The sequence below is a fragment of the Pseudomonas sp. OV226 genome, assembly GCF_003148705.1.
Lineage (GTDB): Bacteria > Pseudomonadota > Gammaproteobacteria > Pseudomonadales > Pseudomonadaceae > Aquipseudomonas.
Map to the genome: position 1 here is coordinate 53,249 of NZ_QGGS01000008.1, position 15,957 is coordinate 69,205.

Sequence of the window (15,957 nt, forward strand, 5' to 3'; positions counted from 1 at the left end):
CGCATCGCTGCGTTCGTGTGTCTGAGGCGCGCTATTCTACAATCTTAAGCACCTCTGTCAACCCCCTAAATTGCTTTCAAGTTAATGATTTGCAACTTATTTCAGATTTCCGCTTGGGGAGCAGAAACCCTTCCGGGTGACTTACTGCGGGGCGCACTTTACAAGCCTTTTCCTTAGAGTTCAACAGCCTGGCGAAAAAAAGGCCTCGCAATGCGAGGCCTCGTCAGTTTTGTTGCCAGGATGGATCAGACGAATACGATTTCGTCGTTTTCCACCACACCCTTGGCGGTATCGCCGGGCATGAAGCGACCCGACAGAATCAACTGAGCCAGCGGGTTCTCGATCCAGCGCTGAATCGCTCGTTTGAGCGGACGTGCGCCGTACACAGGGTCGTAACCCACCGCGATCAGCTTATCCATGGCCTCAGGGCTCAGTTCAAGCTTGAGCTCGCGCTCGGTCAGGCGACTGCGCAGGCGACCCAACTGGATCTCGGTAATGCCCGCGATCTGATCCCGCGCCAGTGGCTCGAAGATCACCACTTCGTCGACCCGGTTAATGAACTCCGGCCGGAAGTGGCTGGAAATCGCATCCATCACCGCCGCACGCTGCGCCTCACGATCACCGACCAGTTCCTGGATCTGCACCGAGCCCAGGTTGGAGGTCATGACGATCACGGTATTCTTGAAGTCCACCGTGCGGCCATGGCTGTCGGTCAAGCGACCATCTTCCAGCACTTGCAGCAAGATGTTGAACACATCCGGGTGGGCCTTCTCGACCTCATCCAGGAGGATCACCGAGTAAGGCTTGCGACGCACCGCCTCGGTCAGGTAACCGCCCTCCTCGTAGCCTACGTATCCTGGTGGCGCACCGATCAGTCGGGCCACGGAATGTTTCTCCATGAACTCGGACATGTCGATTCGCACCATGGCCTCTTCCGTATCAAAGAGGAACTCGGCCAACGCCTTGCACAGCTCGGTTTTACCGACACCGGTCGGGCCGAGGAACATGAACGAACCGCTCGGGCGATTCGGGTCGGACAACCCGGCCCGGGAACGCCGCACGGCGTTGGAGACCGCGACCACGGCTTCGTCCTGACCGATCACACGCTGGTGCAACAGGCTTTCCATCTTCATCAGCTTGTCGCGCTCGCCTTCGAGCATTTTCGACACCGGAATGCCGGTCCACTTCGACACGACTTCAGCGATCTCTTCTTCGGTCACCTTGCTGCGCAGCAACTGGTTCTCGCTTTTACCGTGCTGATCGACCATTTGCAGGCTGCGCTCCAGGTCCGGGATCACCCCGTACTGCAGCTCGGCCATGCGGTTCAGGTCACCTTTACGGCGCGCGGCTTCCAGTTCCTGACGGGACTGTTCGATTTTCTGCTGGATCTGCGCAGAGCCCTGGACTTCGGCTTTTTCCGAGTTCCAGATTTCTTCGAGGTCCGAGTATTCACGCTCATGACGCGCGATTTCTTCCTGGAGTTTTTCCAGGCGTTTCATCGCCGCTTCATCGCTTTCTTTTTTCAGCGCCTGGGATTCCACCTTCAACTGAATCAGGCGACGCTCCAGACGATCCAGTACTTCCGGCTTGGAGTCGATCTCCATACGAATACGGCTGGCCGCTTCGTCGATCAGGTCGATGGCCTTGTCCGGCAACTGGCGGTCGGTGATGTAGCGATGACTGAGCTTGGCCGCAGCGATGATCGCGCCGTCGGTAATCGCCACTTTGTGGTGAACCTCGTAACGCTCTTTCAGGCCACGCAGAATGGCGATGGTGTCTTCCTCGCTCGGTTCGTCCACCAGTACTTTCTGGAAGCGCCGCTCAAGGGCTGCGTCCTTCTCTATATATTGGCGGTACTCATTGAGCGTGGTCGCACCGACGCAATGCAGTTCACCGCGAGCCAGCGCAGGCTTGAGCATATTGCCCGCATCCATCGAGCCTTCGCCTTTACCGGCGCCGACCATGGTGTGCAGTTCGTCGATGAACAGAATGATCTGCCCTTCCTGCTTCGACAGCTCGTTGAGCAGCGATTTCAGGCGCTCTTCAAACTCACCGCGATACTTGGCACCGGCAATCAGCGCCCCCATGTCGAGGGACAGCAGGCGCTTGCCCTTCAGGCCATCCGGCACTTCACCATTAATGATGCGCTGGGCCAGACCTTCGGCAATGGCGGTTTTACCCACGCCAGGTTCACCGATCAGTACCGGGTTGTTCTTGGTGCGACGTTGCAGGACCTGAATGGTCCGGCGAATTTCGTCGTCTCGGCCGATCACTGGGTCGAGCTTGCCTTCTTCGGCGCGCTTGGTCAGGTCGACGGTGTACTTATCCAGCGCCTGGCGCGATTCCTCGTGGTTGGCATCGTTGACCGCTTCGCCACCACGCAGGTTGTTGATCGCGTTTTCCAGGGCTTTCTTGCTCACGCCCTGACCCAGCAGCAATTTGCCGAGCTTGCTGTTCTCGTCCATGGCGGCCAGCAGCACCAGTTCGCTGGAGATGAACTGATCGCCCTTCTGTTGGGCCAGGCGATCAGCCTGATTGAGCAGGCGCGCCAAGTCCTGCGACATGTTCACGTCGCCGGTCGGGTTCTGGATTTTCGGCAGTTGATCGAGCTCTTTGGTCAGCTCTTTGCGCAAACTGTTGACGTCGAAACCGACCTGCATCAGCAGGGGTTTGATCGAACCACCCTGCTGTTCAAGCATGGCTTGCATCAAGTGCGCCGGTTCAATGCCGGAATGGTCAAGGCCGACGGCCAGAGATTGGGCGTCGGATAGTGCTAACTGCAATTTGCTGGTTAAACGATCTATACGCATGGGTCACCTTCCTTTTGAGCAGGCCGGACCTATAAAACATCCTGAATGAAGAAACCTGCCAGATACCGTTATAGATGCGGTCGATTCTGGGAGTTTCAAGCGTCGTGACGTTGATGCAGATCAGAGAAGTCTAGCGTTCGAGCCAGATAAGGGAGGCAAAGCGACCCGTGCGAGGACTGCGACGATAAGAAAAGAAGCGCGGATCGGTCACGGTGCAGAAACCGCCACCGTAGACAGCGGTGACACCACGGGCCGCCAGACGCAAACGCGCCAGTTCGTAGATATCGGCCATGAACTTGCCAGCATTGGCGCTCGGCACAAAGGCTTTGGCGGCTTCCGGCAATTGCTCAACGAAGGTTTCGCGCACTTCCGGGCCGACTTCAAAGGCTTGCGGGCCGATGGCCGGGCCAAGCCAGACCAGTACGTCGGCGGGCGGCACGTCCAGGCTGTCGAGCGTCGCTTCGAGCACACCCGCCGCCAATCCACGCCAACCGGCATGGGCCGCCGCCACGCGAGTGCCGGCGCGGTCGCAAAACAGCGCAGGTAAACAGTCGGCGGTCATCGCCGTGCAGGCGATGCCGGGTGTTGCCGTCCAGCTGGCGTCAGCCGTGGCGACCTGGCTTGGGTCTGCATGAGCCACGACGATGCCGTGAACCTGCTGCAACCAGGCCGGTTGAATAGAGAAGTGATCGGTCAGGCGACGGCGATTTTCGGCAACAGCTTCAGGGCTGTCATCGACGTGATCGCCGAGATTGAGGCTGTCGAACGGCGCCAGACTGACGCCGCCCGCACGGGTGGTCACACAGGCTTTCACCCCGGCAGGCGCAGGCCAGTCGGGAATCAGCCAGTCACTCATCCGATGAACGCCTCACGGTCTTGCTTGAGCAGGGTCAGCAACCAGACGAAATCGTCCGGCAGTGGCGATTCCCAGCTCATGCGCACGCCAGTAGTCGGGTGATCCAGCTCCAGGAACCGTGCATGCAGGGCCTGGCGCGGGAACGCCTTCAACGATTCGACCATGGTCGGGTTAGCTGCCGGCGGGATGCGGAAGCGACCGCCGTAGGCAGGGTCTCCGACCAACGGGAAGTTGATGTGAGCCATGTGCACACGAATCTGGTGGGTACGACCGGTTTCCAGCTTCACCCGAACGTGGGTGTGGGAGCGGAAACGCTCGAGCACGCGGTAATGGCTGACGGCTTGCTTGCCCCCTTCCATCACGGCCATGCGCTGGCGTTGCTGACCGTGACGACCGATGGGCGCGTTGATCTTGCCACCCGCCGTCACCACACCGATCACGATGCATTCGTAGATCCGGCTTACGCTGCGGCTCTGCAATTGCGTGACAAGCTGTGTCTGCGCTTGAATGGTCTTGGCCACCACCATCAGACCGGTGGTGTCCTTGTCCAGGCGATGCACGATACCGGCGCGGGGCACATTGATAATGTCCGGCACGTGGTGCAGCAAGGCGTTGAGCAAGGTGCCATCAGCGTGACCGGCAGCCGGATGCACCACCAGGCCCGCAGGCTTGTTGATCACCAGGATGTCGTCATCTTCATAGACGATGTCCAGCTCGATGTCTTGAGCGATCCATTCGCCCTGAGCTTCCTGCTCGGCAGTCAGTTCAAGAATGGCGCCACCGTGAACGATGTCTCGCGGGCGGATAACCGCCCCATCCACAGTCAGGCGGCCGTCTTTGATCCAGGCGGAAAGGCGCGAGCGCGAGTGCTCAGCGAATAATTGTGCGGCGACTTGATCGAGGCGTTGGCCGCCCAATTCGGACGGCACCTCTGCGCGAAGTTCAATTTTATCGGACATGCTCAGACTAGGCGTCGGCACAGCCTTTGGTTTCGGCTGCGCGCTTGTGGTTAAATACGGCGTCTTTTGCCCCGAGGCTATTCAACGGGGCGCTCATCATAACAGGACGGCCTCGCCCAAGACAGCGGCCGTCATAGGGACGCAAGCCGCCATGCAAGTGAAACACCTGCTGCTGATCGCCATCCTCGCATTGACCGCTGCTTGCTCATCGAAGGAAGTCGTAGACGAAAACCTTAGCGAAGTCGAGCTGTACCAGCAGGCTCAGCAAGATCTCGACAATAGTAGCTATACCAGCGCCATCGCGAAGCTGAAGGCTCTGGAATCGCGTTATCCGTTCGGTCGCTACGCTGATCAGGCTCAACTCGAGCTCATCTACGCCAACTACAAGAACACCGAGCCAGAAGCTGCAAAGTCTGCTGCCGAGCGTTTCATTCGTCTGCACCCGCAGCACCCGAACGTGGATTACGCCTACTACCTGAAAGGTCTGACTTCCTTTGATCAGGACGTTGGCCTGCTGTCGCGTTTCCTGCCGCTGGACATGACCAAGCGTGACCCGGGCGCTGCCCGCGACTCCTACAACGAGTTCGCCCAGCTGACCAGCCGCTTCCCGAACAGCCGTTACTCGCCAGACGCCAAGCAGCGCATGATTTACCTGCGTAACCTGCTGGCGGCCTACGAGATTCACGTTGCCGACTATTACCTGACCCGTCAGGCCTATGTCGCCGCCGCAAACCGTGGCCGTTACGTGGTAGAAAACTTCCAGGAGACGCCTTCGGTCGGTGACGGCCTGGCGGTCATGACTGAAGCCTACATGCGCATGCACCTGGACGAGCTGGCGGCCACCAGCCTTGAAACCCTGAAGCTCAACTACCCGAACCACCCAAGCCTGGAAGACGGTCAGTTCAAGCCTTCGGTCGCCGAAGCCGACAACCGTTCGTGGTTGAGCAAGGCCACGCTGGGCCTGATCGAATCCAGCCCACCGCTGCCGCCGGGCGAAACCCGCGCCAACCAGGACGTGCAGCGACAGTTCCAGGACGCCAAGGACGCAATTCCGAGCGAGCTGAAGCCTAAAGACGGAAATGGCGACGCGATCGAAGAAGAGAATCACGAGGCCGAAGGCAACAACAGCGACCGTTCCTGGTTCAGCTACATGACCTTTGGCGTGTTCGACTGACACCTCAGGTTGTACAAAAGGAGCCTTGCGAGGCTCCTTTTTTGTGGGCGTGATTATTAGGCTGTGCGCTCGGCATGTCCTTGGCTAAACTGCTGAATCACTCGCCAAATAGCAGCTCATCATGCTTCGTTTACTGTTCTGGATCGCCCTGATTGCCGCTGCGGTATGGTTCTGGCGCAAATTCAAGGGCTCGGCTTCCGCCCCCAAGTCCTCCCCTGAGCTGGAGGCCGCCCCCATGGTCCGCTGCGCCCATTGTGGCGTGCACCTGCCTCGCGACCGTGCGCTGAGTCTTCAACAGCAATGGTATTGCAGCCAGGCTCACCTTGAGCAAGGCCCGGGCCCGAGTGGTCGCTGAGACGTCCAGTCCCGGCGGCAAACAGGCTCAGCGGCTGCTGCGCCTTTATCACCTCTATCGCTTAAGCGTCGGCATCACCTTGGTGTTGCTGACTACCAGCAACCTGGACAACCAGTTATTGACGTTCGCCAGAGACGACCTGCTGCGCAATGGCAGCTGGTTGTACCTGGTGCTGAATATTCTGCTGGTGGTGTTTCTGGAAAACACCCAAAAACCAGCACAGCTCTTCAGTCTGGCACTGGTCGACGTCTTGCTGCTCTGTGGTTTGTTCTACGCCGCAGGCGGCGTGGCCAGCGCCATTGGCAATCTATTGATCGTGTCGGTGGCCATCAGCAATGCCCTGCTGCGTGGACGTACCGGCCTGTTGATAGCCGCTGCCGGCGCACTGGGGATCGTCGGCTTGAGTTTCCTCCTGAGCTTCAGCCACCCGACCAGCCCCAACGACTACCTGCAAGTCAGCACGCTCGGCGCACTGTGCTTTGCCGCAGCATTGTTGGTACAAGGCTTGACCAGGCGACTGGAGGTCAGCGAACACCTCGCCGAACAGCGAGCCAGCGAAGTGGTAGGCCTCGAAGCACTCAATGCGCTGATCCTGCAACGCATGCGCACCGGCATTCTGGTGCTGGATGAACAACGACGTGTGCAACTGGCCAATCACAGCGCCTTGACCTTGCTGGGGCATAAAGCACTCGATGGACATCGGATCGACGACTTTTCACCCGCACTGGTCGAACGTCTTCAGCTCTGGCTCAACAATCCGACGTTGCGCCCGCAAAGCCTGAAAAACGCCAGCAGTGGCCTGGAACTGCAACCCAGTTTCATCGCTCTGGACCAGAGCCCAAACCATCAGACCCTGGTGTTTCTCGAGGACCTCGCTCAGGTCGCACAACAGGCACAGCAGTTGAAACTCGCCGCCCTCGGTCGACTGACGGCAGGTATTGCCCATGAAATCCGCAACCCACTGGGTGCCATCAGTCATGCCGCGCAATTGCTGCGCGAATCCGAGGAACTCAATGGCGTGGATCGGCGTCTGACCCAGATTATTCAAGATCACTCAGCGCGAATGAATCGGGTTATCGAAAACGTCCTGCAACTGTCCCGCCGCCAGCAAACCGTACCGCAACGGCTCGATCTGAAGCCGTGGCTGGAACGATTCGTCACCGAAACCCGTGAGGGTGCCCCTCTGGGTCAGCACATTCACCTGCGTACCGGGCCAGGCGACTTCAACACCTTGATGGACCCGAACCAGCTCACCCAGATTCTGGACAATTTGTTGCGCAATGCCTGGCGCCATAGCGCCCTCAATCACGACGAAGCCCAGGTCTGGCTTGAGCTGTTTGTCGATGTCGACAGCCAGTTGCCCATACTGGAAGTGCTGGACGATGGGCCCGGCGTGGCACCGGACCAGCAGGTGCATTTGTTCGAACCGTTCTTTACCACCAGTAGCCAAGGCACAGGCCTGGGGCTCTATCTGTCCCGTGAGCTGTGCGAAAGCAACCAGGCCCGCCTAGACTTCCAACCACGCCAAGGCGGCGGCTGCTTTCGCATCACTTTTGCTCACGGACGGAAACAAAGTTGAACATGAGCCCACGGCCAAAAGTCCTGATCGTCGACGACGAACCCGATATCCGCGAACTCCTCGAAATCACCCTCGGACGGATGAAACTCGATACCTTCAGTGCCCGTAACGTGGGCGATGCCCAAGCCTTGCTGGCCCGGGAAACATTCGACCTGTGCCTGACCGACATGCGCTTGCCTGACGGCACCGGCCTCGAACTGGTGCAGCATATCCAGCAGCGTTATCCGCAAGTGCCGGTGGCGATGATCACCGCCTACGGCAGTCTCGAAACTGCGATCAACGCGCTCAAGGCTGGCGCCTTCGACTTCCTGACGAAACCGGTCGACCTCACTCGCCTGCGGGAACTGGTCACCAGTGCCCTGCGCCTGCCTGCACCGGGCGGAGCCAGTACGGCCAGTGATCGTCGCCTGCTGGGTGACTCACTGCCTATGCGCAGTCTGCGCAAACACATCGACAAACTCGCCCGCAGCCAGGCACCGGTGTACATCAGCGGCGAATCCGGCAGTGGCAAGGAGTTGGTCGCACGGCTGATTCACGAGCAAGGACCGCGAGCCCATCATCCATTTGTCCCGGTCAACTGCGGGGCGATTCCGTCAGAGCTGATGGAGAGCGAGTTCTTCGGCCATCGCAAAGGCAGTTTCAGTGGCGCCATCGAAGACAAGCGAGGGTTGTTCCAGGCAGCCCATGGCGGAACGTTGTTTCTCGACGAAGTCGCGGATCTACCTTTGGCGATGCAGGTCAAACTGCTGCGCGCGATTCAGGAGAAAGCGGTTCGCAGCATCGGCGAATCACAGGAAACGGTGGTCGATGTGCGCATCCTTTGCGCCACCCACAAAGACCTTGATGCCGAAGTCTTTGCAGAACGTTTTCGTCAGGATTTGTATTACCGGCTCAACGTGATCGAGCTGCCGGTTCCGCCCTTGCGCGAACGCCGTGACGACATCGAACCACTGGCCAGCCACGTGCTCAAGCGCTTGGCAGCCAGCAGCGGCCAACCTGCCGCAAAGCTCCACCCTCTGGCCCTGGAGGCACTGAAAAGCTACCGATTCCCGGGTAACGTGCGGGAACTGGAGAACGTGCTCGAACGGGCTTACACCCTGTGTGAAAACAAGCAGATCGAAGCCAGCGACCTGCGCCTGGCCGAAGGCAATTGCACGGCAGAGACCGGCGTGCCGGACCTGACGCAGATCGATAATCTTGAACACTATCTGGAAAACGTCGAACGCAAACTCATCCTCCAGGCGCTGGAGGAAACCCGCTGGAACCGCACGGCGGCGGCTCAGCGGTTGAGCCTGTCATTTCGGTCGATGCGTTACCGACTGAAGAAATTCGGACTGGATTGAGGGCCTCTTCATCGGCCGCGATTAAATCCGCCCGATGGGAGCATAGGGCTCAGGATCAATGATCGGCTTGCGATCCAGCATCACATCGGCCAACAACTGACACGACGCCGGCGCCAGCACCAGGCCATTGCGGTAATGCCCACAATTGAGCCAGAGCCCATCGAGCCCTGGCACCCGACCGATGTAGGGAATGCCTTCAGGCGAGCCTGGCCGTAATCCGGCCCAATGCCCTACGATCTCAGCGTCCGCCAGCGCAGGAATCAACTCGACTGCTGACGCTTTCAGGCTTTCCAATGCTGCCTCTGTCGGTGTCTTGTCGTAGCCTTCATGCTCCAGCGTGCTGCCAATCAAGATATGACCGTCGCGCCGGGGAATGGCATAGCGCCCCTTGGCCAGCACCATGCTCGGCAGGAAATCCGCCGCGCACTTGTAGAGAATCATCTGCCCTTTCACCGGCTCGACCGGCAGCACCAGCCCAAGACTTTTCAGCAGATCACCACTCCAGGCACCCGCCGTCAGGACCACCTGATCACCGCGAATCGCGCCCGCCGAACTCTGCACTCCGACGACTTTATCGCCGTCACGGATAAACCCGCTGACTTCGCACTGTTCATGAATCGTCACATTCGGCAGTGCCTGCAATGCAGCCTTCAACGACTTCACCAGCCTCGGATTGCGCACATTGGCCACATCGGCCATATGGATTGCCCGCGAAAAACCTGCGCCCATCACCGGCACCGCGTCGTGCACGGCCGAGATATCCACAGCACGCAGCGGACGATTCTCGCGCCAGGCCCACGCCAGTGCCTCGGCCTCGTCATCCAGATCGAGCCAGTACAGGCCGGTGATATGAACTTCAGGATCAACACCCGTCGCGGCGAACAGTCTCTCACCAAGCTGTGGATAAAAATCCTGTGACCAATGCGCCAACGCCGTGACCGCCGGGCTGTAGCGCCACGGGTACAGTGGCGAAACAATCCCGCCCCCCGCCCATGAAGACTCCTGCCCGACGTTCGAGCGATCCAGCAGCACGACACTGTGTACTTCGGACGCGAGATTGAACGCCGTCAGCAGCCCAATTACGCCGCCGCCGACAATCACCACTTGCTGTTGCCTGGTCATGTTCAGATCCAACCGTTAAATAGACAGAGGGCGCAAAAGGCACCCGAAAGAGGAATTCAACGACCCCAGCAATCCTTGGTGGTCAAGCCGGCCGTCGCATTGACCATGCTCCTGACACCGGTATTGGTGAGGGTGAAATCCCCGCACTTGTCGGTTGCCATGCTGGTACCAGCCTTGCGCACCGCTGTCAGCAGGAAAGTCTGATCGGCAAGGGTCGGGGTGATGGTGTAGTAGTCGTTTCCAGCGCTCAGGCCGGTCGCATTGGTGTAGACATTGTTCTTGGAGTAGAACCGTTCAAGGATCTGCGCCTGTTCGGATAGCAGCCCGGCGACTTCGCTGCGCCGGCCCTTCTTCAGGTACTCGGTAATGCTCGGTGCGGCGAAGGTCATGACGATGCCGATGATCGCAATCACGATCATGATTTCGATCAGGGTGAAACCTCGGTTGGATCTACGCATGCCTCAATTCTCACTTACTGTATTTGGCGCCACATGATGCGACGGCTGCCGCCGCCGGATTTTTCCACCAGCGTGGTGATACCGCCACTGGAATCGTTCACGATTTTACGGGTTGCTCCGTTGACGATGGCGTTCAGGGTCGGAATGCCACCGGTAAAAATCACCCCGCTCGACACCGCATCGGTGCTGTCTACCACGCCGTCGCCATTGGTATCGAGAACCGCATAGTTGAGCATCTTACCGCTGAATGCCTCCAGCTCGACCAGTTTGCCGGTACCGAAACTGGCGCACGGGTCCGTGGTATCGACACCTGCCGTGGTGAAAATGATTCGTCCCAGCACCAGGCTTGCCTGATTGAGCACCCGTTCGCCGAGCAGCGCGTTGTTGTACACCAATGGCAAATACCAGCCTTTCTCCGCCGGGTAAGTTACGTCGTTCTGAGTGGTGGTGATGAATTGACCGGTGCTGCCCGAGAACACCCCCGTCACCGCCTGGGCCTGCAAACTGGAGACAGTGATTTGACCCGATCCTCCGTCCGCATCCCACACCGCATAAAACGCCTGCAGATCCTTGTTGGTCTTGTCGGCGGTCTCGTTGAACTTTCCGGTACCAAAAAACACCTCCTTGCCGCCCAGTGAATTGTCCGCCAGCAATGGCTGCGCCGTGATGGGCTGAGTGGAGCCGCCCGCAGTGGTAAACAGCGGCTTACCTGAAAAGGCCACGCCCCAGCTATCGGGCGCCGTGGCACTCAGATCGAATTTCCACAGCCGCCCCTTCAAGTCTCCGCCATAAGCGGCCTGTACCACGTTCTGCGAGTTGACCCGGAGTTTCACCGAAGACAGGCCATTGTTGGTTTCGCTGCTGTCGACCACGACTTTCCTGATCAGCGAACCGTCACGAACATCCACCACGTACAGCGCCGCGACTCCGGAGTTGCTGCCGTAGCCGTTGGAAATAAACGCCGCCCATCGACCATCGGCCAAGCGTGCCACCTCCGGCCGCGCATAGGCATAACCCAGATCATTGAAAACGTTCGCCGTACTGGCTATGGCAGGCGCAGTCATTTCCCACAGCGCTTTAAAGACGTTCCCCGCCGCTGCATCGAACAATTGCAGGGCATAAAAGGTTTTGCCGCCCGCCCCGGTGCCGCCGATGGCCAGGGTTTTCCAGGCGCCGCCGAGCTGGGCGTCGAACACGCCGACCTGACCGTCGACCAGAAACTTGTGGCTCACGCCGTTGATATAAGTCGGATCGGCGATGTAACGCAGCGATGGCAAAACGCTGGAAGGCATGTAGGCATAACGCCGGGCACCCGTGGCCGAGTTGATGACATTCACGAAGCCGTCGTTGGCGTTCACCACCAGACTGGCATTCATTGTGGTGGCCTTGGTGTTCAGGTAAGTGCTGTAAGTGGTGTCCCCCGCCAGATCGGAGGCGGTTTTTTCCGTCGGGGACGCCAGCACCAGAGGTGAGTTGATGATGTCTCCGAGCAATACGCTGCGTACCTTGAGCCCGGTTTTGTTGATGCCTTTGCTCCACTCGACCAGATCATTGCCGGTGATGCCGGTGGGCAAGCCTTGATTCAACGACGTCTGCTGCGCCGGGGAAAAGCTGCTGTAGGTCAGCGTGACGGCAGCGTTGTTCAGGGTGTTCCAGGATTGGTAGGTGGGAGCCGTGGCACCCGGGACGATGGTCGTGTCAGTTGTCCACAGCACGGCCGAAGTATTCACCGCGCCCGCCGAATTAAAACCGAAGGACTTGACGGTGCCGCGCCAGTCTTTCGGGTCATAACTGGTCTGGAAGTAGCTCGAACCACTGGCCAGGGTCGTGCCACTGGAGACACCACTACCGCCGGAACCGGCCTTGGAGGTGATGTCGCTCAATGCCGACGACAAGGCGCTGTTGAGCCCTGTGCTATCGGTCGCCTGATAGTACTTGCCCTGCCCATAACCGGCCGCGTCCGACAACATCTGATTCGCGGCGGTAAAACCTACGGTGTAGGTATTCATGTTCTGCTTCGGGAAATCCACTGCGTTCCAGCTCTTGCCCGCCGCGTCGGTGCCGGTGGAGCGCATGTCGATGTCAAAAGCGAACTTGGCGATGTCGTCGAGGTAAAGGGTGTCCCCTTCGCGATCACCTTCGGGGTTGTTGCCATCGTTGTTCACGCCATCCCAGTTCGGCAGTGAAGTTTTTGCCAAGGGGTCGTTGGCCGGAAAGGTCCGATCAAATGTCGGCAGGCCATCTGTGATGACTACGCCGTAGTTTTTCTGGCAGCGGTACTGGATCGGGCTGGTGTAAGTGGTGGGCGTCGAGTTGTAGTAAGGCGCCAGCCCCCGGAAATACCGGGTGACTTCGTAATAGGTTTCCGCCAATGGCGTGTTGGCCACGGCACTCAAACCATTGATGGAGGCGATCAGGTTGTTGTAATTGGTATCGGCCTGAGACTGCGTGACGCTGCCGCTCACTACCGACAGGTCGCTGACCGACCGGGCGATGAAACCACCATTGCCAGAGTTGTTGTTATTGGCCGGATTGAAGGTCGCCAGGCCCATGCGCAATCCGCGGTTGCTGCTCACCAGGGCTGTGGACACATTTCGCGCCACGTTCATGCGGTAATCGTTGGGAATCGAGCCTGTGGTGAAGTCGCGGTTGCTGCCGTTGGCCAGCCCCACCAGATAAGACAGGTAATCGTCGGAGTACCGAGTATTTTCATTACCGACCGGGTCGGGCAACTTCAGGCACAGCGGCGCCACGCTGTTGTTGTAAAACGCGTAGCCGCCACCGGAACAACCGGACTGCGGCAGGCTGGAAAGGAAGATTGAATCACCGACGATATCGCTCCCGTTCGAACACAGCCCGGCGAAATAATTGCACTGCCTGGCGGGGGTCCGTCCAGTGACCGTGGGATCGAACCCGGCGGCATAAATGATGCTGTTCATGCTGCCCGAATCGTCGATCAACAACATCACGTTCGGCGCGACCGCCGCGGCGCTTAACAGCGGTGAATCCGAAGGCGTGAAGGCGTAGACCGGGGCTGATAGATACAACCCGAACACTGCGCCACACAGCAGCCGCCAAACCCTGGCAAGCCTTTCAGTACTTCGCATAAATACTCTCCACGACGCTGCGCGAGTTGCCCGCGATGCCGACGGCGGTCACCCGGTAAAGCGTCGCGGAGGTATTGCTCGGCACATTGACGGCGGTGAGCGTGGTGCCAATGTTTTGCACCCCGTAAAAACCACTGCCGGAAGCGACCCACGTCACCCCGGAGCTGGAGTTGAGACCGGCGGCAGTGATGACCGTGGCCTCGGGCGGCGGTGCGCACTGGCTGCAAACCGGCAGAGAATAGGTGTCGAGTTGCACTGCACTTTCACCCACGCGCAACGCCGCTTCGGCGCCCTGGAACGACTGGTTGCGCAAACTCACGCTGCCGGCCATTTTCTCCTGCAGGGTGGCGTTCTGCATCGAAGAAAGGCCGATCAGCGTCAGCAATAGCAGAAACACCAGGCTGACCAGCAGCGCCATGCCGCGCTGAGCGTAAGACGTCATGGCAGCGGCCCTCATGGCAAGCGGTTGCGCAAGGCGGCAACCACGCTGAAGGTTTGATTGCGCACCCGGTTGTTCGGGTCAGTGAGGGTCAGGCTTAGCCGCACGCTGCGAATGCGTGCCGGATCCGACGGATTACTGCTGTAACTGGAGGCCGCGACATCGGCGGCCGAACTGGCGAGGCCAAAGCTCACGTTAAACGCACTTACGTTGTTCACCAGCACGAACTGGGTTGGCGTGCCGGCGCCGGTCCCCATCAGGATCTGGTTATTGCTGAAGCTGTAGACCCATCGCCGTATCGGAAACGCCAGAAACCCCGTCGCAGGTGTCCGCACGCCTGTGTACGCGGTCGCCGAGTTTCGGCAGTCAGACACCACTGTCCAGGTCGGCACTGCGCCCGTGCCGCCGACATCCGCCGTCACCAGGGTCAGCTTGAGGCTCGCGTTATCCCAACTGATGGGGGTTATCTGACTCGCGTTGAAATCACCTGCCGAACTGGCGTCAGTGATGGCGCCCAGGCAACCGAACATGCCGACCATACGGATTTCCTGAATCATTTTGCTCAACAAAAAACGCGCGTCCTCCTGCATGCCGGCGGAGACGTTCTGGCTGACGTAGGTATTTTTCGCTGCGATGAAAATCTGCGCCACACCCAGTACCACGATCAGGCTCAATGCCAGCGCGATCAGCAACTCGATCAGGCCGAACCCTCGGCTGCAGCGGCTCATGGCGTGGAAACCGGGTCGACGGTGGCGCGACTGGTCAGCACGAAACTGCGGCGCGAGTTGGCGGAATTGGCGGCGCGCGAGTCATCCCAATTGATGGTGATGGTGTAGACCCGCTGGTTCAGTGCCACGCTGCCGGTAGCCGTCGGGCCGCCGAAATTGATGATGTTGGTGGTGAAATCGTAGAGGTCCTGGTCCCGCGCGACACTCAGGTTGCCCGAGGTCGGTGGCGCGACCGTGTAATCGGCAGCGGCGTTGGCGCGGATGCGATCCATCATGTCGTAGGCGATAAAACTGGCCTGACTCGTCATCCGTGAACTGTCGGTGTACTTCAACGCATTGAGCTGAATCGCCGCCGCCCCCAGTAGCCCCACCGTCAATATCAACAACGCAACCAAGACTTCGATCAGCGTCATGCCCTCCTGTGCACGCTTGCTCCATACCCTCATCCGCAACTTCCACCCAATAGAGTTCGTCCGTTCAAACACACGTTCAGCGTCCTGCTTTGCGTCCCCAGTACATAGTTGATGACCACGGCGGTGGACGGCGTCGACAAACCGCCCAGACTGTTGAAGTCCAGAGCGGTCACACCTGAGGTTAGCGTCAGAGTGGCGCCACTGCTCATCGCTGGAACAACCCGCAATACATTGGCTGGCGTGCCGGTACCGTCATAAACCGTCAACTCACCGGTCCATACGCTACCGCCGGCCGTTGGACGAACCCGGGTGGTGATGCCTCGGTCGATGGCCTCCAGTCGGGCGAAATTGAGTCCCCGTTGAAGGTCGCCGACCTCAGTGTCGGCCCTCGTGGTTTGTACCGAACGGGTAAACGCGGGCACGGCCAGGGTCACCAGGATCAGAAACACCGCGAGCGTGACCAACAACTCGATCAGCGTGAAACCTTTTGTACGATGATCCATCGATGCCCTCCGTTGCCGTCGGCTATACCTGCCTCTACACGCTAGAACATTCGACCGGCGCAGGCAGGTTGTTTGGCTATGACTCGCGCAAGGAATGCGCGGTACACAACG

The 15,957-nt window shown here is 59.3% G+C and carries 14 protein-coding genes; 4 read left to right on the top strand and 10 right to left on the bottom strand.

Going from position 1 to position 15,957, the window contains the following annotated elements; genetic code table 11:
• Positions 1 to 245 precede the first annotated feature (245 nt).
• The 3 genes from clpB to rluD form a co-directional block, all read right to left on the bottom strand.
• Positions 246 to 2,810 carry an ATP-dependent chaperone ClpB gene (gene clpB / locus C7534_RS15400; protein WP_109786288.1) on the bottom strand — a complete coding sequence of 855 codons (2,565 nt, stop codon included), beginning with the start codon at positions 2,808 to 2,810 and terminating at the stop codon, positions 246 to 248.
• A 130-nt stretch (positions 2,811 to 2,940) separates the two neighbouring features.
• A complete protein-coding gene (gene pgeF / locus C7534_RS15405) occupies positions 2,941 to 3,666 on the bottom strand; it encodes a peptidoglycan editing factor PgeF (protein ID WP_109786289.1) in 726 nt (241 codons plus the stop codon).
• On the bottom strand, positions 3,663 to 4,625 hold the full coding sequence (gene rluD, locus C7534_RS15410) for a 23S rRNA pseudouridine(1911/1915/1917) synthase RluD (RefSeq protein WP_046028527.1): 963 nt from the start codon (positions 4,623 to 4,625) through the stop codon (positions 3,663 to 3,665). Before rluD ends, pgeF begins: the two co-directional genes overlap by 4 nt.
• 151 nt (positions 4,626 to 4,776) lie before the next feature.
• On the opposite strand from rluD, the gene C7534_RS15415 reads away from it, so the two are divergent.
• The 4 genes from C7534_RS15415 (at position 4,777) to C7534_RS15430 (ending at position 9,076) form a co-directional block, all read left to right on the top strand.
• A complete protein-coding gene (locus C7534_RS15415) occupies positions 4,777 to 5,799 on the top strand; it encodes an outer membrane protein assembly factor BamD (protein ID WP_046028529.1) in 1,023 nt (340 codons plus the stop codon).
• A 121-nt stretch (positions 5,800 to 5,920) separates the two neighbouring features.
• Positions 5,921 to 6,154: a PP0621 family protein gene (locus C7534_RS15420; protein ID WP_046028530.1), complete on the top strand. Its 234-nt coding sequence runs from the start codon at positions 5,921 to 5,923 to the stop codon at positions 6,152 to 6,154.
• Entirely contained in the window at positions 6,144 to 7,733 is a 1,590-nt protein-coding gene (locus C7534_RS15425; protein WP_109786290.1) for a sensor histidine kinase, read from the top strand. The genes C7534_RS15420 and C7534_RS15425 overlap by 11 nt, the downstream gene beginning before the upstream one ends.
• Before the next feature lie 2 nt (positions 7,734 to 7,735).
• The gene (locus tag C7534_RS15430; RefSeq protein WP_109786291.1) at positions 7,736 to 9,076 is read left to right on the top strand and encodes a sigma-54-dependent transcriptional regulator; all 1,341 of its coding nucleotides are present in this window, start codon (positions 7,736 to 7,738) and stop codon (positions 9,074 to 9,076) included.
• A 21-nt stretch (positions 9,077 to 9,097) separates the two neighbouring features.
• On the opposite strand, the gene thiO is transcribed toward C7534_RS15430, so the two are convergent.
• From thiO to C7534_RS15465, 7 genes are read right to left on the bottom strand one after another with little or no spacing between them, the layout of a single operon-like run.
• On the bottom strand, positions 9,098 to 10,198 hold the full coding sequence (gene thiO, locus C7534_RS15435; protein ID WP_109786292.1) for a glycine oxidase ThiO: 1,101 nt from the start codon (positions 10,196 to 10,198) through the stop codon (positions 9,098 to 9,100).
• A 56-nt stretch (positions 10,199 to 10,254) separates the two neighbouring features.
• Entirely contained in the window at positions 10,255 to 10,656 is a 402-nt protein-coding gene (locus tag C7534_RS15440) for a type IV pilin protein (RefSeq protein WP_109786293.1), read from the bottom strand.
• Positions 10,657 to 10,670: 14 nt separating this feature from the next.
• Positions 10,671 to 13,763, bottom strand: coding sequence for a pilus assembly protein (locus C7534_RS15445; RefSeq protein ID WP_109786294.1), 3,093 nt, complete (start codon positions 13,761 to 13,763; stop codon positions 10,671 to 10,673).
• Positions 13,750 to 14,220, bottom strand: coding sequence for a pilus assembly PilX family protein (locus C7534_RS15450; RefSeq protein ID WP_109786295.1), 471 nt, complete (start codon positions 14,218 to 14,220; stop codon positions 13,750 to 13,752). Before C7534_RS15450 ends, C7534_RS15445 begins: the two co-directional genes overlap by 14 nt.
• Positions 14,217 to 14,930 carry a prepilin-type N-terminal cleavage/methylation domain-containing protein gene (locus C7534_RS15455; RefSeq protein ID WP_109786296.1) on the bottom strand — a complete coding sequence of 238 codons (714 nt, stop codon included), beginning with the start codon at positions 14,928 to 14,930 and terminating at the stop codon, positions 14,217 to 14,219. The genes C7534_RS15450 and C7534_RS15455 overlap by 4 nt, the downstream gene beginning before the upstream one ends.
• Entirely contained in the window at positions 14,927 to 15,376 is a 450-nt protein-coding gene (gene pilV, locus C7534_RS15460; RefSeq protein WP_046028543.1) for a type IV pilus modification protein PilV, read from the bottom strand. The genes C7534_RS15455 and pilV overlap by 4 nt, the downstream gene beginning before the upstream one ends.
• Positions 15,373 to 15,846 carry a GspH/FimT family pseudopilin gene (locus C7534_RS15465; RefSeq protein WP_109786297.1) on the bottom strand — a complete coding sequence of 158 codons (474 nt, stop codon included), beginning with the start codon at positions 15,844 to 15,846 and terminating at the stop codon, positions 15,373 to 15,375. Before C7534_RS15465 ends, pilV begins: the two co-directional genes overlap by 4 nt.
• Positions 15,847 to 15,957: the final 111 nt, after the last annotated feature.

Excerpts from the sequence above, each read along its gene's own strand:
- C7534_RS15415 (WP_046028529.1), top strand. The coding sequence starts at position 4,777 with ATGCAAGTGAAACACCTGCTGCTGATCGCCATCCTCGCATTGACCGCT.
- C7534_RS15430 (WP_109786291.1), top strand. The coding sequence starts at position 7,736 with ATGAGCCCACGGCCAAAAGTCCTGATCGTCGACGACGAACCCGATATC.
- thiO (WP_109786292.1), bottom strand. The coding sequence starts at position 10,198 with ATGACCAGGCAACAGCAAGTGGTGATTGTCGGCGGCGGCGTAATTGGG.
- C7534_RS15440 (WP_109786293.1), bottom strand. The coding sequence starts at position 10,656 with ATGCGTAGATCCAACCGAGGTTTCACCCTGATCGAAATCATGATCGTG.
- pgeF (WP_109786289.1), bottom strand. The coding sequence starts at position 3,666 with ATGAGTGACTGGCTGATTCCCGACTGGCCTGCGCCTGCCGGGGTGAAA.
- pilV (WP_046028543.1), bottom strand. The coding sequence starts at position 15,376 with ATGAGGGTATGGAGCAAGCGTGCACAGGAGGGCATGACGCTGATCGAA.
- C7534_RS15455 (WP_109786296.1), bottom strand. The coding sequence starts at position 14,930 with ATGAGCCGCTGCAGCCGAGGGTTCGGCCTGATCGAGTTGCTGATCGCG.
- C7534_RS15420 (WP_046028530.1), top strand. The coding sequence starts at position 5,921 with ATGCTTCGTTTACTGTTCTGGATCGCCCTGATTGCCGCTGCGGTATGG.
- C7534_RS15445 (WP_109786294.1), bottom strand. The coding sequence starts at position 13,763 with ATGCGAAGTACTGAAAGGCTTGCCAGGGTTTGGCGGCTGCTGTGTGGC.
- C7534_RS15450 (WP_109786295.1), bottom strand. The coding sequence starts at position 14,220 with ATGAGGGCCGCTGCCATGACGTCTTACGCTCAGCGCGGCATGGCGCTG.
- C7534_RS15465 (WP_109786297.1), bottom strand. The coding sequence starts at position 15,846 with ATGGATCATCGTACAAAAGGTTTCACGCTGATCGAGTTGTTGGTCACG.
- rluD (WP_046028527.1), bottom strand. The coding sequence starts at position 4,625 with ATGTCCGATAAAATTGAACTTCGCGCAGAGGTGCCGTCCGAATTGGGC.
- clpB (WP_109786288.1), bottom strand. The coding sequence starts at position 2,810 with ATGCGTATAGATCGTTTAACCAGCAAATTGCAGTTAGCACTATCCGAC.